The sequence below is a fragment of the Mesorhizobium sp. B2-5-11 genome, from assembly GCF_006440835.1.
Lineage (GTDB): Bacteria > Pseudomonadota > Alphaproteobacteria > Rhizobiales > Rhizobiaceae > Mesorhizobium.
The window spans coordinates 966,841-990,236 of the sequence record NZ_VFUK01000001.1 but is presented as its reverse complement, the minus strand read 5'-3'; the positions used below and the strand labels follow the sequence as shown (position 1 = coordinate 990,236).

Below are 23,396 nucleotides of genomic sequence, written 5' to 3'. Positions count from 1 at the left end.
TTCCGTCCAACACCCCTCATCCGTCTCGGCGCTTCGCGCCGATCCACCTTCTCCCACAAGGGGAGAAGGTCAGGCGCTCTTCCTTCTCCCCTTGTGGGAGAAGGTGGCCGCGAAGCGGCCGGATCAGGAGTGTTCGCCGGAGCGAGCCCTATCCACTCATCCATGCGCCGCAAACCAGCCGTCGAGCATGGTCTCCAGGGCCTCGACGATCACCTCGTCGTCCAGTTCCTCGATCACCTCGGCGATGAAGGCCTTCACCAGCAGACCACGGGCGCTCTTCTCGTCGATGCCGCGCGCCATCAGGTAAAACAGATGGTTGTGGTCGATCTCGGTGACGGTGGCGCCATGACCGCAGACCACGTCGTCGGCGAAGATTTCGAGTTCCGGCTTGGTCGAGAACTCGCCGTCGTCCGACAGAAGCAGCGTGTTGCAAGCCATTTTGGCGTTGGTCTTCTGCGCGTATTGATGGACGTTGATGCGGCCCTGGAAGACGCCACGCGCCTTGCCGGTCACGACGTTGCGGATCACTTCCGCCGACGTGGTGTGCGGCACCGCATGATCGAGCACCATGGTGGTGTCCGTGTGGGCGTCGCCGGCCAGCAGGTTGATGCCGCGCAATTGGAAGTCGGCGCCCTCGCCCGTCGTCTTCACAACGACCTCCTGGCGCACGAGCTTGCCGCCGGCGTTCATGACGAACAGCGTCAGCTTCGCATTCTTGCCGATATGAGCCTTGAACTGCGCCAGATGCGTCGCCGTGTCCGGCTGCTCCTGGATGATCAGCCACGTCACCTCGGCGCCTTCGCCGAGCACGAGCTGGCTGACCGAGCTGACAAGGGCCGCGCCCTCGCCGGCCTGGCGCTCGACGATCACAGCCTTGGCGCCGGCGCCGACGCGAACGGCCAGGCGTACATGCGTCTGGCCGCCGGCCTGCAGGTTCTGCAATTCGATCGGCTTTTCCACTTGGGTGCCATCGGCGATGTCGACGAAATAGCCATCGGCGACGAAAGCCGTGTTCAACGCCCCGATGGCATCGTCGCTGCCGTAGGGATCGAGCCCAGGCGCGATGCTGCCGTCGGTCAGTTTCTCCGACAGGCACTGGACGCTGACGCCTTCGATTGCGGGCGTTTTGGCGCTCGACACGCCGTTGAGAAGCGGCAACACGGTGGAACCTTCAACGACTGGCGCGATGGCTTTGACCACGGCCGTCGGGTCGAAGTCCGGCACCGCATTCAGCAGCCGGCGCAGGTCGGTGTAGTGCCAGGATTCGATACGCCGGGTCGGCAGTCCGTGCTTCACCGCCTCGATGGCGTCGTCGCGCTTCAACATCACCGCGCCGTCGCCCGGCAGCAGCGACAACCGTTCGCCGAAAGCGTCGATCAACGCTGTTTCGGCCGGTGTCCGCTGGGGTTGTGTGTGCATGTTCATCAGTTTGACCTTGCCTTCTGGCATCTCACGCGGCTTCACCGATCACGCCGGCATAGCCATTGGCCTCGAGGTCGAGCGCCAGCGACTTGTCGCCGGACTTGATGACCTGGCCCTTGTAGAGCACGTGCACGGTGTCGGGCACGATGTGTTCGAGCAGCCGCTGATAGTGCGTGATGACGACAATGGCGCGCTCGGGCGAGCGCAACGCGTTGACGCCATCGGAAACGATCTTGAGCGCATCGATGTCGAGCCCGGAATCGGTCTCGTCAAGCACGCAGAGCTTTGGCTCCAAGAGCTTCATCTGCAGGATCTCGGCGCGCTTCTTCTCACCGCCGGAGAAGCCGACATTGAGCGGCCGCTTCAGCATGTTCATGTCCATGTTGAGCGAGCCGGCGGCTTCCTTCACCCGCTTCAGGAATTCGGGGATCTTCAGCGGCTCCTCGCCGCGCGCCTTGCGCTGCTCGTTCATGGCAACCTTCAGGAACTCCATAGTCGCCACGCCCGGTATCTCCATCGGATACTGGAAGGCCAGGAAAATCCCCGACGTCGCGCGCTCGGCCGGATCCATTTCGAGGATCGATTGGCCGTTGTAGAGGATATCGCCCTCGGTGACCTCGTAGTCCTCGCGGCCGGCGAGAATGTAGGACAGCGTCGACTTGCCCGAGCCATTCGGCCCCATGATGGCCGCCACCTCGCCGGCTCTCACCGAGAGGTTCAGGCCGCGGATGATTTCGGTGCCGTCATCGACGATGCGGGCATGCAGGTTCTTGATCTCAAGCATTCTTTTGTTTCCTGAATATCTGTCCGGTCAGCCGACCGAGCCCTCGAGCGAAATCCCGATCAGCTTCTGTGCCTCGACGGCGAATTCCATCGGCAGCTGCTGGATGACGTCCTTGACGAAGCCATTCACGATCAGCGCGATCGCTTCCTCCTCCGGAATGCCGCGCTGCATGACGTAGAACTTCTGGTCCTCGGAAATCTTCGACGTCGTCGCCTCATGCTCGAACTGAGCCGTCGCGTTCTTGGCTTCCATGTAGGGAACCGTGTGGGCGCCGCACTGGTCGCCGATCAGCAGCGAGTCGCAATTGGTGAAGTTGCGCGCATTGGTCGCCTTGCGATGCGCCGAAACCTGGCCGCGATAAGTGTTCTGCGAAAAACCGGCGGCGATGCCCTTGGAGATGATGCGGCTCGACGTGTTCTTGCCGAGATGGATCATCTTGGTGCCGCTGTCGACCTGTTGGTAGCCGTTCGACACGGCGATCGAATAGAACTCGCCGCTGGAATCGTCGCCGCGCAGGATGCAGCTCGGGTATTTCCACGTGATCGCCGAGCCGGTCTCGACCTGCGTCCACGAGATCTTCGAGCGGTGGCCACGGCAATCGCCGCGCTTGGTAACGAAGTTATAGATGCCGCCCTTGCCCTCGGCGTCGCCGGGGTACCAGTTCTGCACCGTCGAATATTTGATCTCGGCATCGTCTAGCGCCACCAGTTCGACGACCGCCGCATGGAGCTGGTTCTCGTCGCGCTGCGGCGCCGTGCAGCCTTCGAGATAGGAGACGTAGGCCCCCTCCTCGGCGATGATCAGCGTGCGCTCGAACTGGCCGGTGTTCTTCTCATTCATGCGGAAATAGGTCGACAGTTCCATCGGGCAGCGAACGCCCTTGGGCACGAAGACAAACGAGCCGTCGGTGAAGACGGCCGAATTCAGCGTCGCATAAAAATTATCCGACGTCGGCACGACCGAGCCGAGATATTTCTTCACCAGTTCCGAATGCTCGCGGATGGCTTCCGAGATCGAGCAGAAGATGACGCCCGCCTGCGCCAGTTCCTTCTTGAACGTGGTGACGACGGATACCGAATCGAACACGGCGTCGACGGCGACGCGGCCGGACTTGTAGACATTGTCGCTGGCTTCCTCGAGTTCGGACGCATCGGTCTTCTGCACGCCGGCCAGGATCTCCTGCTCCTTCAGCGGAATGCCGAGTTTCTCGTAGACCTTCAAGATCTCCGGATCGACGTCGCTGAGCGAGCTCGGTCCGGGCGTGCTCTTCGGCGCCGCGTAGTAATAGATGTCCTGGAAATCGATCTTGGGATAGTTGACGCGCGCCCAGGTCGGCTCTTCCAGCGTCAGCCAGCGCCGATAGGCTTCCAGACGCCATTCCAGCATCCAGGACGGTTCGTCCTTCTTCGCCGAAATGAAACGGATGATGTCTTCGCTCAGGCCCTTGGGGGCCTTGTCGACAGCGATTTCGGTCTGGAACCCGTATTTGTATTGGTCGACGTCGATCTTTCGGACCCGATCGATCGTGTCCTGCACAGCAGGCATATGCGTTCTCCATCCACGCCGGGGTCAAGGCCCGACAGTTTTCAAACTATGGCACCGCCGGATAAGCACCCAAGGAGCACCCGCGGCGGCGTAAGTTTCATATAGTGCGCCTCGGCCGGAAATTCACCCGGCCAGCATGAAACGCACGGCTCTACCAGGCCGAAAGGCCCAAATTCGTCCAACCGCTACGCGGCCTTCTCCTTGCCCACCCGACGTGCGGCGATTTCTGCCAACGCCAGGCGGAACGCCTCGATGTCCTGCGCGCCGGTCGCCGCGCCGATCGACAAGCGCAACGCACCCGGACTGTCACCTTGACCCATGGCCTTCAGCACATGGCTCGGACCGACTTTACCCGACGAGCAGGCGGAACCCGCCGACAGCGCCACACCGGCCAGGTCGAAGGCGATCTGTACCGTTTCGGCCTTGGCGCCGGGAATAGCGAAGAATGTCGTGTTGGCAAGCCTCGGTGCGCCGGTTCCGAAGATTTCCACGTCCGGTATCAACATTTTAACGATGGCCTCGATCTCGTCGCGGCGCCGACGCAGGGCGTCGATGGCCTCCAATCCGATGAGAGCCTCCCGCGCCGCCGCGCCAAATCCCGCAATGCCGGGCAGGTTCTCGGTGCCGCCGCGATGGCCCTTTTCCTGGCCACCGCCGTTGATGAGCGGCTTCGGCATCATCAGATCGGCAGCGGCGACGATGGCGCCGACGCCCTTGGGGCCGCCGATCTTGTGCGACGACAGTATCAGATAGTCGGCGTAACCCGCCGAAATGTCGATTGAAATGCGCCCTGCCGCCTGAACCGCGTCTACGACGAGGACACCGCCGACCGACTTTACGATTTCGGCGATACGATCGACCGGCTGGATGACACCAGTCTCATTATTGGCGGCATGGATTGCCACCAGCGGCAGGCCGGCGGCCTTATCGTGCGCGGCAAGCGCGTTTGCCATTGCTTCGAGGTCGACAATTCCATTGGCGTCGACGCCGATCCGCGTCACCTGCGAGGCCGGGAAGGACCCGCCGTTCAACAGGCAGGGGTGGTCGGCTTCGCAGATATAGAGATGGCTCATGCGGATGATCCCGCGCCCCATCCGCCAATCGGGCGTCAGCAGCGTCGAGGCGGCTTCCGTGGCGCCTGACGTGAACACGACATGCCCAGCCTTGGCCTTCACCAATTCCGCCACATCACGCCTTGCAGTTTCGATCAGGCGACGCGCCGCACGCCCTTCGGCATGGACCGATGATGGGTTGGCGGCCACATCGAGCGCCGCGACCATAGCCTCGCGTGCCGCTGCAAGCAGCGGCGCACTGGCATTGTAGTCGAGATAGGCGCGCATTCCGGCCATTTTCTTCCAGTTGGTCCCCTCAGAAGCCATTCCACCGAGATATCGCGTTATTTCCTTGAAATTCCAAGGCAAGCCGTCCTATTTACCCGGCTTGCGGCGCGGGCGGCCGGGCGATTGCGTTCCGGCCACCCAGTTTTGAACAATTCTAAACTAGCTTCTATGAAGACGCTCGCCCTGCGTCAAGGCCAGAGGAAGGTTCTCCGGGCGCCGCGCATTCTTATTACCCAAGTTGGAGTATTTCATGCCTGAGGTCATTTTCACCGGTCCGGCCGGCCGTCTGGAGGGTCGCTACCAGCCCTCGAAGGAAAAGAGCGCGCCGATTGCCATTGTCTTGCATCCGCACCCGCAATTCGGCGGGACGATGAACAACAAAATCGTCTACGACCTCTTCTACATGTTCCAGAAGCGCGACTTCACCACGCTGCGCTTCAATTTCCGCGGCATCGGCCGCAGCCAGGGCGAATTCGATCACGGCACCGGCGAATTGTCGGATGCGGCCGCCGCACTCGACTGGGTGCAGTCGCTGCATCCGGATTCCAAGAGTTGCTGGGTTGCCGGCTATTCGTTCGGCTCGTGGATCGGCATGCAGCTTTTGATGCGCCGGCCCGAGATCGAAGGCTTCATCTCGGTCGCGCCGCAACCCAACACCTACGACTTTTCCTTCCTGGCGCCCTGCCCCTCCTCGGGGCTCATCATCCATGGCGACGCTGACAAGGTGGCGCCGCCGAAGGACGTGCAAGGCCTGGTCGACAAGCTGCACACGCAAAAGGGCATCACCATCACGCAGAAGACATTGCCCGGCGCCAATCATTTCTTCGCCAACGATGCCGAACTGCTGATCGAGGAATGCGCGGATTATCTCGATCGCCGGCTGGCCGGCGAATTGTCGGATCCGCGCCCGAAGCGGCTGCGCTAAAGGACGGATGATCGCGATGTACCAGCCTCCTCATTTCCAGGAAACACGGCCGGAGGTGCTGCACGGGCTGATCCGGGCACATCCGCTCGGCCTCTTGGTTTCCAGCGGACCCGAGGGGCCGGTCGCCGACGCCATTCCGTTCCTGATCGACGCCGATGTCGGGCCAAATGGCAGGCTGCGCGCACATCTGGCCAAAGCCAATCCTCAATGGCGCCTCATCGCCGACAACCCGGCATCGCCCGTGCTGATCGTCTTCCAGGGTACCGACGCCTATGTGACGCCGTCCTGGTACGAGACCAAGCGCGAGACCGGCAAGGTGGTGCCGACCTGGAACTATGCCATCGTGCAGGTGCGCGGCATCGCGAAGGTGATCGACGATCAGGACTGGCTGGCGCGGCAGATCGCCGACCTGACGGCATCGCAGGAAGGCACGCGTGAGGCGCCATGGGCGGTAACGGATGCGCCTGTCCCGTTCATCCAGTCGCAGATCAAGGGCATCATCGGGCTGGAGATCGAGATCGCCGAAATCCATGGCAAATGGAAGGTCAGCCAGAACCGTCCCGTCGCGGATCGCGCAGGCGTTGCGCACGGGCTTGAAAGCGAGACGGCAAATTCGTCCGACATGGTGAACCTGGTAAGGTCCTATGGCGGACTGAACGGCGACTAAATCCCAGGCTCGATGGATCAGACGGCCGTTCGGCTTGTTCGACCGATCAGCCGAAACGTCTGCTTGCGCACCGGCAATCCCGATCGTGTCGGGCTGAAGATGAAGCCGAGCCGGGCAAAGACCAGTCCGCAAACCAGCGCGAAGGCAAAGCCAAGACCAAAGCCGGCGACGGTATCACTCGGATAATGCGCGCCGACGAAGACCCGCGTCGAGGCGATGCAGGCCGTGATCGGCAAGGCGATGTACCAGCGCCGCGGGAACAAAAGCAGCAGGATGCCGAACACGGCCCCCATGGTCGTGGCGTGACCGGACGGGAAACCGGCAAAGCGCGCATCGAAGGCGAAGGGACGCAGCGAGAGCACGCCGAGATCCTGAAAATAGAGCGGACGCGCCCGGCCGACCGCATATTTCAGGACATTGACCAGCAGGCCGGACAGACCGACGGCGCTCAGTGCAAGGAACGCCAGGCAGGTCCAGTTGTAGACGAGCATCAATGACCGCCGCGACAGGCTTCGCCAGTCCGTCAGATTGGCCCCTATGAGCAAGAGTGCCGGCGGGATGAGATACCAGCCGCCCAGGCCGAACTGTGTCAGGAACTCGGCGAGCCGGCCGAAGCCCGCCGACCACCGGCCGTGCAGCAGTCCCGCCGGCGTGTCGAGGCCGACGAACGCCGCTGCCGTGAGCAAAATCCAGGCCGAGATCCAGAGCGGCCATAGGACCTTGGGATACGAGGCGGAACGAGCGGCGAAGCGCCCTCTCACGATCCGCAGCGTGTCGCGGAAATTGCCAACGGACCGACGCACCACCGCAGCGGGCGCAACGGATACGGAAGGGCGCGGTTTCACCAGCATTGAAAACCGGATCCCATTGTCGAACTCATTGGGCGATACGGTAGAGGCCGAGCGACATTTTGTCTCCCGATGAAAAGTTGAGCCCGTCGATCGTCGTAAGACGGCTCGCCGCCTTGCCTTGCCCCGCCAGCGATCCATTGAGTTTCTGCTCATCCTCGACCGGCGCCAGTCCCAGCGCGCAGGCGGGGTCGGCAAGCAGATGCTTTGCCACGCCATCGATGTCGGTCAGCACCGTTTTCGTACCCACCAGGAACACAAGACTCGGCTCGTGATACCGCGCCGATGCCAGCACCGAGGTGTCGCAAGGCTTGTAGACGCGCACAGCCTGGTCGATCGCCGGGCTCAGCCATATCGGCTTCAAGGACGGGGCGATGACACCAAACAGCAACCCGTAGGCGATGCCCGCACAGGCGGCGACGGCGCCGATACGGGCAAGCGGCACTTGCAGCTGTCGCGAGAAGGCCAGGTAGCCGGCGCCGAGCGTTGATGCGGCCGCCGGAATGCTCCACCACGAGAAAGTGTGGGTGAGATAGATCGGGGCGCCTACACAGACCGCGGCCAGGCCGAGGCTGACCACGACCAGGCCGAAGGCAGTCGACCACCACAACCATTGCTGCCAGCGCCGGAGCGGCGCATTGGCTTCCTGCGGCTGCAATGTCAAAAGCCAGCCGATCAGCAGCGCCATGCCGGGATAGGCCGGCAGCACGTAGTGCGGCAGCTTGGTCGGAATCAGTTCGAATACCAGCCAGAAGGGGATGTACCAGGCGAGGCAGAAGCGCAGCCTGACATCGTCGCGCAGCCGGTTGAGGGCTTGCAGGCCGGCGCCGACGGCGATCAGGCCGAACGGCCACATGAACAGCGAATAGGTCAACATGTAGAAGCCGGGCGGCAGGCCGTGCGATTCCTCGCCCTGGGCGACCTTGCCGAGCATATCCTTGCCGACGGCCTGCTGGAGGAAGGCGCCGTGGCTTTTCCAGGTGATCAGGGCGAGCCAGGGCAACACGATCAGCACGACGAGCAGCAGGCCGCGCCCCACCTTGAGCTTCGACAGCCAGCGCCCGTCGCGTTCGAATGCAAACAAGACAGCGATGGTGAGCGCCGACAGCAGTGGGGCGATCGGCCCCTTGATGAGGATCGCGGCCCCTTGCGCCAGCCAGAATATCCACCACAGATGGCCGGCGACGGGCTCGTTGCGGCGCGATGCCAGGTAAATCTGCGCCAGCGCGCCCTGCGCCGCCACGCAGCAGGCCAGCAGCATCGCATCGGTCTTGGCGTCGCGGCCCTCGAAGGCGGTGGCGAAGATCGCCGCCATCACCAGGCCGGCGGCGATGCCGGCACTGGCTCCGAAAAGCCTGGTGCCCGTCCAGGCGATGCCGAGAACGGCCAGGGCGATGCCCAGCGTCGACACCAGGCGGTAGACCCATATTGGTGCGGCGGCGCCCTTGCCGCTTAGAGCCACGGCCGCGGATTGCAGCCAATAGATGCCGATCGGCTTCTGGTAGCGCGAAGCGTCCTGAAAGCGGATGTCGACATAATCGCCGCTCTCGACCATCTGCTTGGTGGCCTGGACGAAGCGCGGCTCGTCACGATCCAGCGGCGGCATGGACGCAAGTCCCGACACCGTCATCACCAGGCTGAACAGGAAAAGAAGGATGTAGTTCCTGTTCAGCGCCATATTCCAGCCTCTCCGACCATTCTTCCCTGATGCGCAAAGCCGCTCAATCGACCTTCGTCATCGCCGCCTTGCGTTCATTGGCGATCAGCCAGAGATTTCTGATGTAGATGAACAAGCCCATGCCCTGGCCGGCGATGAACACCGGGTCCTGCCGCTTGATCGCATAAATCAGCAACAGACCTCCGCCGAACAGCGAGAAAAACCAGAAGGCGATCGGCACGACGCTTCGCTTGGCCTTTTCCGATGCGAGCCACTGCACGACGAAGCGCATGGTGAAAAAGAACTGGGCGACGAAGCCGAGCAGGATCCACGCGTTGAACTGTTCGATGAAGACCCGGTGGATCCAGGTCACCAGTTCCTGAAGCACGTTAACCATGCGTGATTTCCTCTACTTTTGGCATCCGGCGACGCCTGCGGCGCAGCCACCAGACGCCGCAGAGATCGAGCACGCCCTGCAGGCCACGGTCGAAAATTCCGTAGTTCGACTTGCCGTGGCGGCGGGAGCGGTCGACGACGTCGCAATGCACGACATGGTATCCTTCCTGGATGACCAGCGCCGGAACGAAACGATGGGTGCCGTCGAAGAACGGCAGCTTGCGCAGGATCTCGGTGTGGACCGCCTTCAGGCCGCAGCCTGTGTCGCGCGTCTCGTCATGCAGGATGGCGTTTCTCAGCCAGTTGGCGAACCGCGATGCCAGTTGCTTGACCTTGCTGTCGCGGCGCTTCAGGCGTTGCCCTTGCGCGGCACCGTAGCCGGGCCCGGCCCGCCGCAAGGCGTCGACCAGCATGGGAATGTACTGAGGATCGTTCTGGCCATCGCCGTCGATCGTGGCGACGATGCTTCCGCGCGCCGCCCAGGCGCCGGAGCGTACCGAGAGGCTCTGGCCGGCGGATTTCTCGTGCCGCAATTCCCTGACTGGAAACGGGCGAAGTGCGGCCTGCCTGGCGAGAACGGCTGCGGTTTCGTCGGTCGAGCCGTCGTTGACGATGATCAGTTCGAAGTCGCGCCCGGTCATCGCCGCCTCGATCTCATCGATCAGCAGCGGCAGGTTTGCCGCCTCGTTCCTGCAAGGAATGACGATGGATATCAATGCGTCCGGCATGTCGCGTGGGGCTCTGTCGTCGGATATGGCATTGGGTGGATGCCGTGCGGTGCCGCTTGAGGTCGTGGGCTGCAAGGACCTTTTGGCGCGCGCCTCATTACGCCAGCACAAACAATGAAGCAAGCATCCGCGCCGAGAGGCGGCTTGCGGCGTTTCAACAACAAGTGATTGCCAAGCCCCTGGTCGAAGCGCGATCGGGCGCAATACCGGAATCCACTTTTGCTGATCGCGCTTGGGTGCTAAACGCGCGCTTTCACATACGCCCGCGCCGGACGGGCGGACGCTTCGGGAAAGAAAAAATGCCTGCCTTCAAATCCGATTTCCTGCGCACGATGAGCGAGCGCGGCTTCATCCACCAGACTTCGGATGATGCCGGGCTGGACGATCTCTTCGCCAAGGAGACGGTGACGGCCTATATCGGCTTCGACGCGACCGCCAAGAGCCTGCACGCCGGCTCGCTGATCCAGATCATGATGTTGCACTGGCTGCAGCAGACCGGCCATCGGCCGATCGCCTTGATGGGCGGCGGCACCTCGATGATCGGCGACCCTTCCTTCAAGGACGAGGCGCGCAAGCTTCTGACCCCGAGCGACATCGACGACAATCTCGCCGGCATCCGCCGCAATTTCATGCCGTATCTCAAATTCGGCAGCGGCCCGAATGACGCGATCATGGTCAACAACGCCGACTGGCTGATGGAGATCAACTACGTCAATTTCCTGCGCGACGTCGGCCGTCACTTTTCGGTCAACCGCATGCTGGCGTTCGATTCCGTCAAGCTGCGGCTCGACCGCGAGCAGTCGTTGTCCTTCCTCGAATTCAACTACATGCTCCTGCAGGCCTACGACTTCGTCGAGCTCTACAAGCGCCTCGGCTGCCGTCTGCAGATGGGCGGCTCCGACCAGTGGGGCAACATCATCAACGGCATCGATCTCGGTCGCCGCATGGAGGACGCGCAGCTTTATGCGCTGACGACGCCGCTGCTCACCACCTCGTCGGGCGCCAAGATGGGCAAGTCCGCCACGGGCGCGGTCTGGCTCGATGCCGAGATGCTCTCGCCTTACGAATTCTGGCAGTATTGGCGCAACACCGAGGACGCCGATGTCGGCCGTTTCCTGAAGCTCTACACGACGCTGCCGTTGGACGAGGTGGCGCGCCTGGAGAAGCTCGGTGGGTCCGAGATCAACGAGGCGAAAAAGATCCTCGCCACGGAGATCACCGCGTTGCTCCATGGTCGCGGCGCCGCCGAACAGGCCAGCGAAACCGCACGCAAGACCTTCGAGGAAGGTGCCCTCGCCGAGACGCTGCCGAGCGTCGAGGTTGAAAACGCCAAGCTCGAAGCCGGCGTCGGCATCCTGGCGCTGCTGGTGACCGCCGGGCTGGCGGCGTCCAACGGCGAAGCGCGGCGGCATGTGCAAGGCGGTGCGGTGCGGCTCAACGACCAGCCGGTCAGCGATGACCGCCGCACGGTGACGCTTCAGGATTTGAGTCCGGAAAACGTAGTAAAGCTTTCACTCGGCAGGAAAAAACACATTCTGGTGCGGCCGGTTTGAGGCCCCTTCACCGGTACTCGAAGATCGACCTGAATATCCCCGGCGCGATCACCGAGAGCGGGTTGATGTCGAGCAGCGGCTTGTTGGCGTTGCCCTTGAGCCGGTAGGTCACGCCGATCAGGCCGCGGTCGCGGCCATTGCCCAAAAGCGCGCCGACGATGGGCAGTTCGCCGAAGATGCGGTTGAGGCCGTAGACCGGCATGAAGGTGCCGGTCATGTCCATGTTGTTGTTCTGGTCATAGAGCGTGCCCTGGAACGTCGTGCCGATGCGGGGACCGCGCAGCACGCCATTGGCCAGCCTGAGATAGCCGCTGCCCTTCTCTATCTCGGCGTAGCCGCGTTCGAACTGTACCCGCGAGGTGTCGAGCTTGCCCTTGACCGCCTGATTGAGGCTGCGGCTGTCGCCTGCCGGGGTGGTCGAGACGATGGACGCGAGCTTCGGTTCGTTGACGACGAAGAAGTTCGTCGTGTCCACCTTGCCCTTCATCGGCCCGTCGCCCGCTCCCGACAAGGCCAGGGCAATCGCCCCACCTTCCATGTGCTCGTAGATGTTGAGGAATCTCAGTATCGCACCGGCGTCCGCCGACTGTACGTTGAGCGAGCGTCGGCCGGCGCTGCTCGTGTTGCTGATGGCTATGGCGGCTCCCGAACTTGCAGTGGCGCTGACCTTCAGCCCGTTCACCTTCGAACCGGCCGCGCTGTAGTCGAGCTTGAGGTTGGACAGTTGCTCGTCGTGGAAACCGGTCAGCCGATCGACGTCGGCGCTGACGGAAATCGCGTCGGCGCCCGTCGTCTTGGTCGCGGTGTCGACGTCGGAGGTGAACTGCTTGATCAGCGAGCGGGCATCCAGGGCGTTGCCGCTGATGTTGACTGCATAGCCCCTGCCCGATCGCTTGACGGATACCGCCACGTCGTCGCCCCGGTTCAGCGCGACTTTGCTGAACTTTGCCGACGACAGGGCCCCGTTGACCAGCACGATGTTGCCGTCGACGGAAAATGTCTTGCCGCCGAGGTCGAAGTCGGACAGCGTCGTGGTATCGCCGGACGTGGTCATGACGAATGTAGCACTTGCGGGGACCCCTGCCCCCTTGCTCCATCCGGCCCAGGGGATGTCGAGCCTGGCATTGGTCAGGTCGGCCGAGACGTTCTGGTTGCCGTCGCCGCTTTTGTCGATCGCGACTTTCACGGTTCCGCCCAGCAACGGGGCCAGCCCCGGCATGGCGGCGGCGCGGATCTTGTCGTCGAGCACCAGGGCCACCTTGCGGCTGCGTGCCGGTCCGCCATTCTCCAGCGGCTCAATCAGGTCGAGTTCGGCCGGAATGCCGTTCAGGGATGCCTTGGCGGAAATCACAGCCTTTTCAGGGTCGACCGTGACGGAACCGTCGGCATCCGTGACGCTCTGGCCTTCGAACGGCTTGGCCAGTGAAAGCCCGCTGTAGTCGAGCGATACCAGCCAATCGAGCTTCGAGCTGTCGACGCCGGATTGCAGCGGAATATCGGCCCTGACATGGCCGGTGACGCTGCCGGACAGGTCTTCGGGCAGGAAGCCGACATGGCGCATGGCATTGATCGGCTCGTAGGAGACAAGTTCAGCGACCGCGGACGCTTCGCCGGCAACGTCGATGTCGAGCGCGCCGACGACCGGCGGGCGGTTGGCCGCCTTGACCGTCAGCGTGCCGTTGCTGGCCGCCACCGTGCGGCCGCTGGGCATGAAGACAGTACCGGAAGACAGGGAGATATCGACGTCATTGCCGTGGAAGGCGACGACGCCGACGGCATCGCGTATCGGCGGGATGCGGCCAGCCGTGTCGAAACGCGATCCTTCGATCTGGAAGCGGCCGAACACCTCGTCGGCGGAAAGCGGCACGCCATTGCCGAGGCGATCAGGCACCACCTGGAATTGAAGATTGGCGTCGACGACGCGGCCGCCGAACAGATTGTCCAATACCCAGAGCCGCGCGTTGCGCGCCGAAAACCATGGCCAAAGCTGCTTGACGTGCGAGACCGGCATGTCGTGCACGTTGAGCGCCAGATTGATGCCGGGAGCCTTGCCGTCAACGAACTGCACGGCCGCAGTTCCAAGGACCTCGCTGGAAGCGGCCGACCGGACTGCGATCTGATCGGCTACCAATTTATGGCTTTTGGTCTGATAGACGCCGGCGATGCGGGCAAGGAAGGTGAGCGCAGGCTCCGGCGATTCCGAAGGCGCCAGCGTCGAGCCGTCACTGGTCAGATCGTATCGGTAGGCCGGCTCCTCTCCAGCGGCGCCGGTCGCGGGCCTGGGCCCGATCGAGCCGGCGAAATCGAAGGTCGAGCGGCCGGTCTTCAGCAACAGCCTGTCCACCTGGATCTTGTTGCTGCCGCGGACGAGCGTGGCGCCGAGATCGACATCGGCCGACAGCAGGCCACGCGTGCCGAGATCAAGCACCGATCCCCTGGACGACAGGGCAGCCGTCAGCCGCGACGCGGTGTCGCCGGCTCCTTGCGACCCTTTGAGCGTCACGCTGAGCGCCCCCAACTTGCCGCCGGACGCCGTGGCGCCGCTCTCGCCGCCGTCTTCGGCGATGCCGACGGTGGCATCCAGCGATATCACGCGCCGGGTCTCGGCATCGCGGCTGGCGGATGCGGCGACGGTCACCGCCTTGCCGTCGACATTTGCCTGCGAGGAGAACTCCATGCCGCCTGTCCCCGACTGCAGGACGACCGCGTCGGCGACTGTGATCAACCTGACCGCCTCGGTGTCGGGCAAAACGAATGCCACATTGTGAAGATCGATACGGTGCAGCGATTCCTCGCGCACCGCATCGAGAGCGTGATTGATGTTGGCAAAGAGCGCATCGGACAGTTTTTCGGGATCGATCAGCCCGTCCCGATTGCGCAGCTCGGCCGTCCAGTCGCCGCCCGACGGCATCGCCGCGGTAACGATGCGCGCATCGGAAATCCTGGCGCTGGTCAGCCGCACCTCGCCTCGAAGCAGCGGCAGCAGGCGGATGCCGAAACGCACCCTGCCCGCATCGGCCATGGGTTTACCGTCGCTGGCCTTCAGGCTGACGTCGCTCACCTGGAGCGCGACGAAGCTCGAACTGTCGAGGGTGATGCGGGCGGGCCCGACCGCAACATCGACATCGACGCCCGCAAGCTTCTCGATGGCGGCCTCCGCCTCGACGCGCAGCCGGTCGGCCCCTATTCCGGAGACACCGATGAGATAGACAGCCACCGCCGCCAGCAGCACCAGCGCAACGGCGCCGGCAAACAGCCGCGATAGGATACGAAAGCCGCGGCCGATCGCCGCCTGGCCGAGCGGCGGAACGCGGCAAGCCGATGGCAAGGCGCCCAGGTCGGTGATTTCATCCCGCCTGAACCTGATCTTCTCGTGCTGCGGTTGCTCCTGATCCACGCAATTTTCCGTTCTACGAACTCGCTCGTGGACGAATCCCCGCTCGACACTATATCGGTGTGGCTTCGCGCGTAACCTCAAACAAGGGCATGGATATGGCTGACCTCAATGTGGGCGATCCCGCGCCGCAATTCGAGTTGCCGCGGGACGGCGGTGGTTCGCTCAGCCTGGCCGGCTTTGCCGGCAGACCTGTCGTCCTCTACTTCTACCCACAGGACGACACCACCGGCTGCACCGCCGAAGCGATCAGCTTTTCGCAGCTGAAGCCGGAGTTCGAGAAGGCCGGCGCCGTCGTCATCGGCCTGTCGCCCGACAGCGCCAGGAAGCACGACAAGTTCAAGTCGAAATACGATCTTACCATCGACCTTGCCTCCGACGAGGAGCGCAAGGTGATCGAGGCCTACCACCTTTGGGTCGAAAAGTCGATGTATGGCCGCAAATACATGGGTGTCGAGCGCGCGACGTTCCTGATCGGCCGCGACGGGCGCATCGCCAGGATCTGGCGCAAGGTGCGCGTCAAGGGCCATGCCGAGGAGGTGCTGGAAGCTGTGCGGGCGATTTGAGGGGCGCCTCCGCGCCCTTGTTTTCAGAAAGCGACGCGAAGCAACCCCATGCTCGCTTTGCGGGCAATTCTTGCCGGCGTCTTGCTTCGGCAAAGCTTTGTTAACCTTAATAATGTGTAGTCGGGCTGTCGTGGTGTCGTAAACGAAAGCTTGGTCCCGTGAACGCAACCGGTCAGTCCGCGATCTTTGGCAGGCGCAAGGAACCGCATACAGTCATCATCGCTCGCGGCAGCGAGATCAGGCACTTCACGATCCGGCCCTGGCTGGTTGTATTTCTCTGTTCGGCGCTGGCGGCGATCGCCATCGGTTACCTGCTGGCCACCTCCTATCTCGTGCTGCGCGACGACCTGATCGGCGCCACCACCGCGCGCCAGGCCCGCATGCAGCAGGCTTACGAAGACCGCATCTCGGCGCTTCGCGCCCAGGTCGACCGCATCACCAGCCGGCAGTTGCTTGACCAGCAATTGATGGAAACCAAGGTGAGCGAGCTTTTGGAGCGCCAGACGCAGCTCAGCCAGCGCCACGGCCGCCTCGGCCCGCTGCTCGACCGCGCCGAAAATGAAGTCGGCGCAGCGACGGCCGAAGATCCGGCAGTGCCGGCAAAGCCTGACAAACACGCCGAAGTGACCGGCAGCATCGCCCAGCCTGCTCAAAGCTACGCGCTGGCCAGCCTCGGCGCCGCCACTGGCACCGCCGACACCAGGCCGTTCTCCCTGTGGGCGACCCGCTCCGATCCGCTGCCGAACGATTCAGCCGCCGATCGTGCCGACAAACTGTTCATTTCGATCAACAAGTCGTTGAAATCCATCGAGAACGACCAGCTCACGCGCATCAGCATACTTGCTGATAACGCCTACAAGAATGCCGACGCCATAACCCAGGCGCTCGAGGCGGCCGGACTGCCGGTCGACAGTGATTTCGGCAAGAACGAAAGCGATGTCGGCGGACCGCTGATCCCGCTCGACAGCTCGATGTTTTTCGACAGCAAGGTCAAGGAACTGGACGAGGCGCTGGACACGCTCGACCAACTCAAGAAGGAAGCACGCCGGCTGCCGCTCGCGAATCCCGCACCCGGTCATTCCGTTACCAGCCCGTTCGGCGTGCGCACCGACCCGATCCTCGGCACGGCCGCCCTGCATTCGGGAATGGACTTCAGGGCGCCGATCGGCATGGCGGCCAAGGTCACCGCGCCAGGCGTGATCACCAAGGCGGGCTGGAATGGCGGCTATGGCCGCATGGTCGAAGTCGATCACGGCAATGGATTTGCCACGCGCTATGGACATCTCAGCGAAATCGACGTGACCGTGGGCGAAAAAGTGGATGCCGGCGCTGTCATCGGCAAGACCGGCAGCAGCGGTCGCTCGACCGGCCCGCATCTGCATTACGAAGTCCGCCACAATGGCGAAGCGATCGATCCTTTGCGTTTCCTCACGGTCGGCAAGAAGGTCGCGCAGTATCTCTAACGCACGGGCCCAGGCCGCCGCCATCCCGCGCCGTCCTCATTGCTTTTTCGCATCCTTGTCGCCGTTCAGGGCTTTTCCCTTTCGGGGCGACCGCAAATTGTCGAAGCCCATATAGTGGTCGGTATCAGATGTGTTCCATCTGCCGCCCAGGCAGATGATGGCAATGGCCGCGGCGAAGATCAGCAAGACATAAATCTTATCCATGTCCCGCTATCTAGGGCGCGGTGATCAGCCGGACACCGGCCGGCTTTTCCGCCGTAGCGGGCGCGCCCTCAAATGCGGCGCATTTTTGAATTCCATTTGACTGAATAAATATTTGGTGCCAACCTTGCCTCAACCGGGGACGCAAGGCATGGCATTGCGAGGGACCAATCAGGAGTTCGGGCGGCCGTACAACCGACGCATCGTGCTCGAATCGATCCGCCGGTACGGCCCCATCGCCAGGGGCGATATCGCCAGGCATGTCGGCCTCACCGTTCAAACCGTATCGACCATCGTTCGCGAACTGGAGGAGCAGGGTTACGTCCTGTCCGTACGCGAGGAGCCGAAGGGCCGTGGCCTGCCACCGGCGACGCTGCGCATCAATCCCGAGGGCGGCTATGCCGTCGGCATCCACCTGACGCCGCTGGGGATCGACGCGGCGCTGATCAATCTCAGCGGTGACGTGATTGACAGCTTGCACCGCGAGGCCCCCAACGCGACGCCCGATCATGCGTTCGACCAGGTCCGCGCCATGGTCCGCGACCTGACCGGAACGCGCGCCGCGGGCCGCGTCATCGGCATCGGCATGGCGCTTCCCGGCCCGTTCGGCGTGGACACGATGAGCTTCATCGGGCCGACCACAATGGCCGGCTGGAAGGACGTGGCGCTGCGCGAGCGGCTGACGGCGGCGACGGGATTGCCGGCCTTTTTCGACGGCGACATGGCTGCGGCCGCCGTGGGCGAGCGCCTCTACGGCATCGGCGCCCAGCATTCCGAATATTACTATCTCTATTTCGGCGTCGGACTTGGCAGCGCCATGATGCATGACGGCAGCGTGCTGCGCGGCGCCTGGGGCAATGCCGGCGAGATCGGCCATATTCCCGTCGTTCCCAATGGCGAGCTTTGCCCGTGCGGCAATCGCGGTTGCCTCGAACGTTATGTCTCGCTCGAAGCGCGAGGGCGCTGGAAGGGCAGCGATGCCGATTGGGTCGCCGAGGTCGGCCCGATCTTCCGCAACGCCATTGCCATCATCGAGAACCTTTTCGACCCCGAGACGGTCGTGCTCGGCGGGCTGGCGGCGCCGGACCTGCTCGAACGCCTGGCGAGATCGGCTGCGCCTCTGCACAATTCGGTTTCGGCCCGCAAGGACCGCAAGACGCCACGCATCGTCGTCGCCGGCGGCGGCCAGCAAGCCGTGCTGCGCGGCGCGGCCGCATTGGCCGTCTCTGGCGTGTTGTCGCCACGCTTCGGCCAGATGTTCACCGCCGAGCGCGAACGCGGCCGCGATATTCTGACAGCCGGGGAGGTTGCCTGATGAGCGAACCCCTGCTGGTGCTCGACAACGTCACCAAGAACTATGGCGCGATCCAGGCGCTGAAGGGCATCAGCTTCTCGATCGGCAAGGGCGAGGTGGTCGCGTTGCTGGGCGATAACGGCGCCGGGAAGTCGACGCTGGTCAAGATCATCGCCGGCGGCCTGGAGCCCACCTCCGGCCGCATGCTGTTCGAAGGCAAGGAGTTCCTTGCCAAATCCCCTGCCGAGGCCAAGGCGGCGGGAATCGAGACCGTCTATCAGGACCTGTCGCTGTGCACGAATGTCGACGTGGTGGCCAATTTCTTCATGGGCCGTGAGATCACGCGCAAGGTGCTCGGCATTCCAGTGCTCGACGAGCGGGCGATGGAGGCCGTGGTCGGCAAGGCGCTTGCCAGCGCCGGCACCCGCATTCCGTCTTTGCGCACCAATGTCGAGCATCTTTCGGGCGGCCAGCGGCAAGCCATCGAGCTCAACCGCTTCGTGCACTGGGGCGGCAAGCTGGTGCTGCTCGACGAGCCGTTTGCAGCGCTTGGCGTCGAACAGACGCGGCGCGGCCTCGACATGATCCGCCAGGTGGCGAACCAGGGCATCGGCGTCGTCATCATCACCCACATCATGCAGCAGGCCTTCCAGGTCGCAGACCGGATCGTAGTGATCCGGCAAGGCGTCGTGGCCGGCGATGTCGCACGCAACAAAACAAGTCCCGATGCGGTGATCAACATGATCACCGGGGAGACGCTTGCCGGTGCCGGACCGGCGGGCTGAGGGACAAAAGAGGGGTCCGGCACTAGAGGAGCCAACGACATGAAACGAATACTTCTTTCTGTCCTCGGTATCCTGGCACTGGCAGTTGCCACGCTCACGCCGGCATTCGCCCAGTCCAAGGGTACCGTCTACTACATGGTGCCGACCTTGCTCGATGAGTTCCAGACCGGCTCGGTGAGCGCGCTGGAACTGTTCCTGAAACAGGTCGGCTACGAGATGAAGACGCTGAACGCCGACAACAAGACCGACGCCCAGCAATCGCAGATGAACGACGTCATCGCGCTGAAACCGAAGGCGATCATCCTGGCCGCCGTCGACTTCAACGCGCTGAAGCCGTCGATCGAGGCCGCGCGCGCGGCCGGCATACCTGTCGTGGAATTCGATCGCCAGATCACCTCCACTCCGTCCGACTTCACCTCGGTAGCCGGCACTGTCGAGATCGGCCACGTCGCCGCCGAACAGGCCGAAGCGCTGCTGAAGGCCAAGAACGGCGCTGTGAAGGGCAAGATCCTGCAGGTGCTCGGCGACCCCGGCGATCCCTACACGCTCGACATCCAGAAAGGCTTTGAAGAGAAGATGAAGGCGTTCCCGGACGTCAAGATCATCTCGCTGCCGGCCATGCAATGGGAGGCCAGCAACGCCGGCACCATCGTCGCCGACCAGATGCTTGCCAACCCCGACATCGACTTGATCTTCAGCCACGCCGCGCATCTTTCGGTCGCCGCCGTCGCCTCGCTCGAGGCCGCCGGCAAGAAGCCGGGCGACGTCATGCTGATGAGTTCGAACGGCGCGCCGGTCGGCCTCGACCTGATCCGCAAGGGCTGGCTCAACGTCGAAGTCGAACAGCCGCTCTACGCGCAGGCCGCGGCGGTCGCCATGTTCATGGACAAGGTCGTCAACAAGCAGGAGATCAAGCCCGGCGACTATGACGTGCTTGGCCTGAAATCGGTGGTGACCAAGGAGGCCTGGGGCCCGAACATCAAGATCCCGGGTGCCGCGATCACCAAGGAGAACGTCGACAACCCGGCCTTCTGGGGCAACCAGAAGCCGCCGAAGGACACCGTGAAGTCCGTCGAATAAACCTTCCCCAGAACGGCTCCGGGCCACCCGCCCGGAGCCGCCCTGCCCGGCAGAATTGCCCGGCATAGAGCCGCCGCGGCATTCGAACCCAAACCGGATCAGCCCATGAGCCCCCGCACCCGTCAAATCCTCGAGTTCGTCCTCGATAATCTCGTCTGGTTCATGCTGGTCTTCGTGCTGGTGGTGTTCTCCCTTTTCATTCCCAACTATTTCCAGCTCGGTATTTTCGCCAACATCATCGAAGCCTCCAGCGTGCTAGGCGTGATGTCGATCGGCCTGGCGCTGGTCATCATCGCCGGGCACATGGACCTGTCGGTCGAATCGGTGGCTGCGCTCAGCGCCATGGTGGTCGGCATCCTGTTCTGCTCTTCGGGCATCGGCTTCGGCGTACAGTTGCATCCGGACTGGCTGATGGTGCCGGTCTCGCTGCTGCTGGCGCTTGCCGTCGGCGGCGTCATCGGCGCCTTCAACGGTGTCCTGGTCGTCAAGGTCAAGATGAGCGCCTTCATCATCACGCTGGCCTCCTACATCTGGGTGCGCGGCCTGGTGCTGGTCATTTCCGGCGGCCGTTCGGCGCAGGATCTGGCGCCTGCCATCCGCTGGTTCGGCATCCAGCGGCTGATCGGCCTGCCGCTCACCGCCTGGATCGCGATCGCCTGCTTCGTCGTCTTCTCGCTGATCATGGCCAAGACGCCTTTCGGCAGGCATCTGGTGATGATCGGCGGCAACGAGACGGCGACCTTCCGCGCCGGCATCCGCGTCAACCGCAACCTGATCATCGCCTTCGTGCTTGCCGGCGCCATAGCCGGCCTTGCCGGCTGGCTGCTCGCCATCCGCACATCGGGCGCCACCGCCAATCTCGGCGTTGGCCTGCTGTTCAACGCCTTCGCCGCCGTCGTCATCGGCGGCGTCAGCCTGAAAGGCGGCGTCGGCACCTTACCCGGCGTCTATGCCGGCGTGCTGCTTTTGTCGGCCATCAACACGGCGATCAATCTGATGGGCCTGCCCGCCAACTTCACCCAGGTCATTCACGGCTTGCTGGTGCTGGCGGCGGTCCTGCTCGACGCCTTCAAGCAAACCATTCGCCAGAGGCTCGCATGACCGTACGGCCAGAGACCGGAAGACTGTCGGGCAAAGTAGCGCTGATCGTCGGCGCCGCGCGCGGCATCGGCAAGGGCATCGCCCAACGTTTCGCCGAAGAAGGCGCCAGGCTTGTGCTTGCCGACACCGAGATCGAGGTGGGGCGAGCGACCGCCAGTGAACTTGACGCCGCCTTCATCGGCACGGACATCTCGCTTTTGGCCGATGTCGAGGCCGCCGTCGCGCTGGCGCTCGCGCACCATGGCCGCCTCGACATCATCGTCCAGAACGCCGGCATTTATCCCTGGCAATTGCTGGAGAACACCAGCCCGGACGACTGGGATCGCGTCATGGCGGTCAATCTGCGCGGCAGTTTCAATGCCGCTCGCGCCGCACTGGTGCCGATGAAGGCGCAGCGCCGCGGGCGCATGCTGTTCACCTCCTCGATCACCGGACCGCACGTCACCAGTCCCGGCCACGGCCACTATTCCGCGACCAAGGCAGGCATAAACGGGCTGATCCGTTCGGCGGCGCTCGAATTCGCCGGCTACGGCATAACCGTCAACGGCGTCGAACCCGGCAACATTCTCACCGAGGGAATGGAGCTTCACCGGGGTGCTGCCTTCATCAAGAACATGGAAGACGCCATTCCGCTCGGCCGGCTGGGCAGCCCGCGCGACGTCGCCAATGCCTTCCTGTTCCTGGCCTCCGACGATGCCAGCTACATCACCGGCACCACGATTGTCGTCGATGGCGGGCAATTGCTGCCGGAGGGGAGCGACTTCAGGCTGGCGCCGCCGTGAACAACGCGTGAGGGGAACAAGAAAGCCGGCGCACATCATCACTGATGCCAAGCGCAACCGCAGCGTTCCCGCTGGCGGTAATCGACGGGGATTTGGCCCACCGGAACCTCATGGCGATACACCCGTTCTTCCATGTGTGATTCAGGAGATAGCCACAATGGATTGGAACCGCGTCGAAGGAAACTGGAAGCAGGTCAAGGGTAAAGTCAAGGAGCAGTGGGGGAAGCTCACTGATGATGATCTCGACCGCATCGCCGGCAAACGCGATCAGCTTGAGGGCATTATCCAGGAACGCTACGGCATCGAGAAGGATCGCGTACGCCGAGACGTCGACGACTGGTATAGTCGGCAGGGCTGGTAGATAGCAGAGCTGCCATAAAAGGCGTCTTCCCGAGAGCCGTTATGCCTACGGTCGACGGGCTCCCCGCCTCTCCCGGCCGTCCGCATGATGGCGCGCGGCGCACAAGAAGCACAACGTCTACACCTTCAATATCTGCGGCCAGAAAGCCGATATGCGCTATCTACGCTAGGGATGAACAGCCGAACCACAAGCCCCTTGAGATCGGCTGGAACTCGCGCATGTCGCGCAGATGTTCCGTTATCGCGGAATATCGAACCAGAAGGTTTTCTGGCATTATACTTCTTGGCGGACCCCAACCCGCCTGGCCGGCGTCCTGCAAGTCGGGTTTACCCCACCCGCCCCCAAAAAAGGGCGCCGGCCACCTTGGCTCGGCACGGCGCCAAGTACATCGTTATTCAAGCAGCCCCACGCCATGATGTTGCAGGTCAAGGAGCGACGCAATCGACGCCCAAGCGGCAGCAACCGAGAAGCCGACCTCCCACTGATGCCAAACGTAATCGTGTT

General features: G+C 63.2%; 21 protein-coding genes. 11 read left to right on the top strand and 10 right to left on the bottom strand.

Going from position 1 to position 23,396, the window contains the following annotated elements; all coding sequences use genetic code 11:
• Positions 1–156: 156 nt before the first annotated feature.
• From sufD to FJ490_RS04930, 4 genes are all read right to left on the bottom strand, one after another.
• A complete protein-coding gene (gene sufD / locus FJ490_RS04945) occupies positions 157–1,425 on the bottom strand; it encodes a Fe-S cluster assembly protein SufD (protein WP_140728279.1) in 1,269 nt (422 codons plus the stop codon).
• Positions 1,426–1,450: 25 nt separating this feature from the next.
• Entirely contained in the window at positions 1,451–2,206 is a 756-nt protein-coding gene (gene sufC / locus FJ490_RS04940; RefSeq protein ID WP_140556929.1) for a Fe-S cluster assembly ATPase SufC, read from the bottom strand.
• A gap of 27 nt (positions 2,207–2,233) precedes the next feature.
• Entirely contained in the window at positions 2,234–3,751 is a 1,518-nt protein-coding gene (gene sufB, locus FJ490_RS04935) for a Fe-S cluster assembly protein SufB (RefSeq protein WP_140728278.1), read from the bottom strand.
• A gap of 185 nt (positions 3,752–3,936) precedes the next feature.
• Positions 3,937–5,100: a cysteine desulfurase family protein gene (locus tag FJ490_RS04930; RefSeq protein WP_140728277.1), complete on the bottom strand. Its 1,164-nt coding sequence runs from the start codon at positions 5,098–5,100 to the stop codon at positions 3,937–3,939.
• A gap of 241 nt (positions 5,101–5,341) precedes the next feature.
• Here FJ490_RS04930 and FJ490_RS04925 point away from each other — a divergent pair, with 241 nt between their 5' ends.
• Together FJ490_RS04925 and FJ490_RS04920 are read left to right on the top strand one after the other, a co-directional pair.
• On the top strand, positions 5,342–6,016 hold the full coding sequence (locus FJ490_RS04925; RefSeq protein WP_140493883.1) for an alpha/beta hydrolase: 675 nt from the start codon (positions 5,342–5,344) through the stop codon (positions 6,014–6,016).
• Positions 6,017–6,032: 16 nt separating this feature from the next.
• Positions 6,033–6,683: an FMN-binding negative transcriptional regulator gene (locus FJ490_RS04920; RefSeq protein ID WP_140728276.1), complete on the top strand. Its 651-nt coding sequence runs from the start codon at positions 6,033–6,035 to the stop codon at positions 6,681–6,683.
• 17 nt (positions 6,684–6,700) lie between these two features.
• Here the strand turns inward: FJ490_RS04920 and FJ490_RS04915 are convergent, their stop codons facing one another.
• The 4 genes from FJ490_RS04915 to FJ490_RS04900 are packed head-to-tail and all read right to left on the bottom strand — an operon-like array spanning position 6,701 to position 10,312.
• Complete coding sequence (locus tag FJ490_RS04915; RefSeq protein WP_140522030.1) at positions 6,701–7,534, bottom strand: phosphatase PAP2 family protein; 834 nt, start codon at positions 7,532–7,534, stop codon at positions 6,701–6,703.
• Between the two features lie 25 nt (positions 7,535–7,559).
• On the bottom strand, positions 7,560–9,209 hold the full coding sequence (locus tag FJ490_RS04910; RefSeq protein WP_181165116.1) for a glycosyltransferase family 39 protein: 1,650 nt from the start codon (positions 9,207–9,209) through the stop codon (positions 7,560–7,562).
• 43 nt (positions 9,210–9,252) lie between these two features.
• Positions 9,253–9,585: a lipid-A-disaccharide synthase N-terminal domain-containing protein gene (locus tag FJ490_RS04905; RefSeq protein ID WP_140493889.1), complete on the bottom strand. Its 333-nt coding sequence runs from the start codon at positions 9,583–9,585 to the stop codon at positions 9,253–9,255.
• Positions 9,578–10,312 (bottom strand): glycosyltransferase family 2 protein, encoded by a 735-nt coding sequence (locus FJ490_RS04900; protein ID WP_140515786.1) that lies wholly within the window; start codon positions 10,310–10,312, stop codon positions 9,578–9,580. The genes FJ490_RS04905 and FJ490_RS04900 overlap by 8 nt, the downstream gene beginning before the upstream one ends.
• A gap of 299 nt (positions 10,313–10,611) precedes the next feature.
• Here FJ490_RS04900 and tyrS point away from each other — a divergent pair, with 299 nt between their 5' ends.
• Positions 10,612–11,865, top strand: coding sequence for a tyrosine--tRNA ligase (tyrS, locus tag FJ490_RS04895; protein WP_140728275.1), 1,254 nt, complete (start codon positions 10,612–10,614; stop codon positions 11,863–11,865).
• 7 nt (positions 11,866–11,872) lie between these two features.
• On the opposite strand, the gene FJ490_RS04890 is transcribed toward tyrS, so the two are convergent.
• Entirely contained in the window at positions 11,873–15,262 is a 3,390-nt protein-coding gene (locus FJ490_RS04890) for a DUF3971 domain-containing protein (protein WP_140728274.1), read from the bottom strand.
• A 95-nt stretch (positions 15,263–15,357) separates the two neighbouring features.
• On the opposite strand from FJ490_RS04890, the gene FJ490_RS04885 reads away from it, so the two are divergent.
• Together FJ490_RS04885 and FJ490_RS04880 are read left to right on the top strand one after the other, a co-directional pair.
• Positions 15,358–15,825, top strand: a complete 468-nt coding sequence (locus FJ490_RS04885) for a peroxiredoxin (RefSeq protein ID WP_140493897.1) — start codon at positions 15,358–15,360, stop codon at positions 15,823–15,825.
• Positions 15,826–15,983: 158 nt separating this feature from the next.
• Positions 15,984–17,288 carry a M23 family metallopeptidase gene (locus FJ490_RS04880; protein ID WP_140728273.1) on the top strand — a complete coding sequence of 435 codons (1,305 nt, stop codon included), beginning with the start codon at positions 15,984–15,986 and terminating at the stop codon, positions 17,286–17,288.
• A 36-nt stretch (positions 17,289–17,324) separates the two neighbouring features.
• On the opposite strand, the gene FJ490_RS32590 is transcribed toward FJ490_RS04880, so the two are convergent.
• Positions 17,325–17,474, bottom strand: a complete 150-nt coding sequence (locus FJ490_RS32590; protein ID WP_181165117.1) for a hypothetical protein — start codon at positions 17,472–17,474, stop codon at positions 17,325–17,327.
• Between the two features lie 166 nt (positions 17,475–17,640).
• Between FJ490_RS32590 and FJ490_RS04875 the strand changes: the two genes are divergently transcribed.
• The 6 genes from FJ490_RS04875 to FJ490_RS04850 all read left to right on the top strand — a co-directional run bounded on the left by FJ490_RS04875 (position 17,641) and on the right by FJ490_RS04850 (position 22,892).
• Positions 17,641–18,804 carry an ROK family transcriptional regulator gene (locus FJ490_RS04875; RefSeq protein WP_140728272.1) on the top strand — a complete coding sequence of 388 codons (1,164 nt, stop codon included), beginning with the start codon at positions 17,641–17,643 and terminating at the stop codon, positions 18,802–18,804.
• Positions 18,804–19,568, top strand: a complete 765-nt coding sequence (locus tag FJ490_RS04870) for an ATP-binding cassette domain-containing protein (RefSeq protein ID WP_140493903.1) — start codon at positions 18,804–18,806, stop codon at positions 19,566–19,568. The genes FJ490_RS04875 and FJ490_RS04870 overlap by 1 nt, the downstream gene beginning before the upstream one ends.
• A gap of 39 nt (positions 19,569–19,607) precedes the next feature.
• Positions 19,608–20,648 (top strand): sugar ABC transporter substrate-binding protein, encoded by a 1,041-nt coding sequence (locus FJ490_RS04865; protein ID WP_140556945.1) that lies wholly within the window; start codon positions 19,608–19,610, stop codon positions 20,646–20,648.
• A 105-nt stretch (positions 20,649–20,753) separates the two neighbouring features.
• A complete protein-coding gene (locus FJ490_RS04860; protein ID WP_140568190.1) occupies positions 20,754–21,749 on the top strand; it encodes an ABC transporter permease in 996 nt (331 codons plus the stop codon).
• Positions 21,746–22,531: an SDR family oxidoreductase gene (locus FJ490_RS04855; protein ID WP_140522020.1), complete on the top strand. Its 786-nt coding sequence runs from the start codon at positions 21,746–21,748 to the stop codon at positions 22,529–22,531. The genes FJ490_RS04860 and FJ490_RS04855 overlap by 4 nt, the downstream gene beginning before the upstream one ends.
• 157 nt (positions 22,532–22,688) lie before the next feature.
• The gene (locus FJ490_RS04850) at positions 22,689–22,892 is read left to right on the top strand and encodes a CsbD family protein (RefSeq protein WP_140493912.1); all 204 of its coding nucleotides are present in this window, start codon (positions 22,689–22,691) and stop codon (positions 22,890–22,892) included.
• The last annotated feature ends 504 nt before the right edge of the window (positions 22,893–23,396 follow it).

Bases quoted from the DNA above. Each gene is read 5' to 3' on its own strand.
- FJ490_RS04910 (WP_181165116.1), bottom strand. From the start codon at position 9,209: ATGGCGCTGAACAGGAACTACATCCTTCTTTTCCTGTTCAGCCTGGTG.
- FJ490_RS04930 (WP_140728277.1), bottom strand. From the start codon at position 5,100: ATGGCCGGAATGCGCGCCTATCTCGACTACAATGCCAGTGCGCCGCTG.
- tyrS (WP_140728275.1), top strand. From the start codon at position 10,612: ATGCCTGCCTTCAAATCCGATTTCCTGCGCACGATGAGCGAGCGCGGC.
- FJ490_RS04900 (WP_140515786.1), bottom strand. From the start codon at position 10,312: ATGCCGGACGCATTGATATCCATCGTCATTCCTTGCAGGAACGAGGCG.
- sufD (WP_140728279.1), bottom strand. From the start codon at position 1,425: ATGAACATGCACACACAACCCCAGCGGACACCGGCCGAAACAGCGTTG.
- FJ490_RS04850 (WP_140493912.1), top strand. From the start codon at position 22,689: ATGGATTGGAACCGCGTCGAAGGAAACTGGAAGCAGGTCAAGGGTAAA.
- FJ490_RS04885 (WP_140493897.1), top strand. From the start codon at position 15,358: ATGGCTGACCTCAATGTGGGCGATCCCGCGCCGCAATTCGAGTTGCCG.
- FJ490_RS04920 (WP_140728276.1), top strand. From the start codon at position 6,033: ATGTACCAGCCTCCTCATTTCCAGGAAACACGGCCGGAGGTGCTGCAC.
- sufB (WP_140728278.1), bottom strand. From the start codon at position 3,751: ATGCCTGCTGTGCAGGACACGATCGATCGGGTCCGAAAGATCGACGTC.
- FJ490_RS04870 (WP_140493903.1), top strand. From the start codon at position 18,804: ATGAGCGAACCCCTGCTGGTGCTCGACAACGTCACCAAGAACTATGGC.
- FJ490_RS04925 (WP_140493883.1), top strand. From the start codon at position 5,342: ATGCCTGAGGTCATTTTCACCGGTCCGGCCGGCCGTCTGGAGGGTCGC.
- sufC (WP_140556929.1), bottom strand. From the start codon at position 2,206: ATGCTTGAGATCAAGAACCTGCATGCCCGCATCGTCGATGACGGCACC.
- FJ490_RS04905 (WP_140493889.1), bottom strand. From the start codon at position 9,585: ATGGTTAACGTGCTTCAGGAACTGGTGACCTGGATCCACCGGGTCTTC.
- FJ490_RS04865 (WP_140556945.1), top strand. From the start codon at position 19,608: ATGAAACGAATACTTCTTTCTGTCCTCGGTATCCTGGCACTGGCAGTT.
- FJ490_RS04860 (WP_140568190.1), top strand. From the start codon at position 20,754: ATGAGCCCCCGCACCCGTCAAATCCTCGAGTTCGTCCTCGATAATCTC.
- FJ490_RS04875 (WP_140728272.1), top strand. From the start codon at position 17,641: ATGGCATTGCGAGGGACCAATCAGGAGTTCGGGCGGCCGTACAACCGA.
- FJ490_RS04915 (WP_140522030.1), bottom strand. From the start codon at position 7,534: ATGCTGGTGAAACCGCGCCCTTCCGTATCCGTTGCGCCCGCTGCGGTG.
- FJ490_RS04855 (WP_140522020.1), top strand. From the start codon at position 21,746: ATGACCGTACGGCCAGAGACCGGAAGACTGTCGGGCAAAGTAGCGCTG.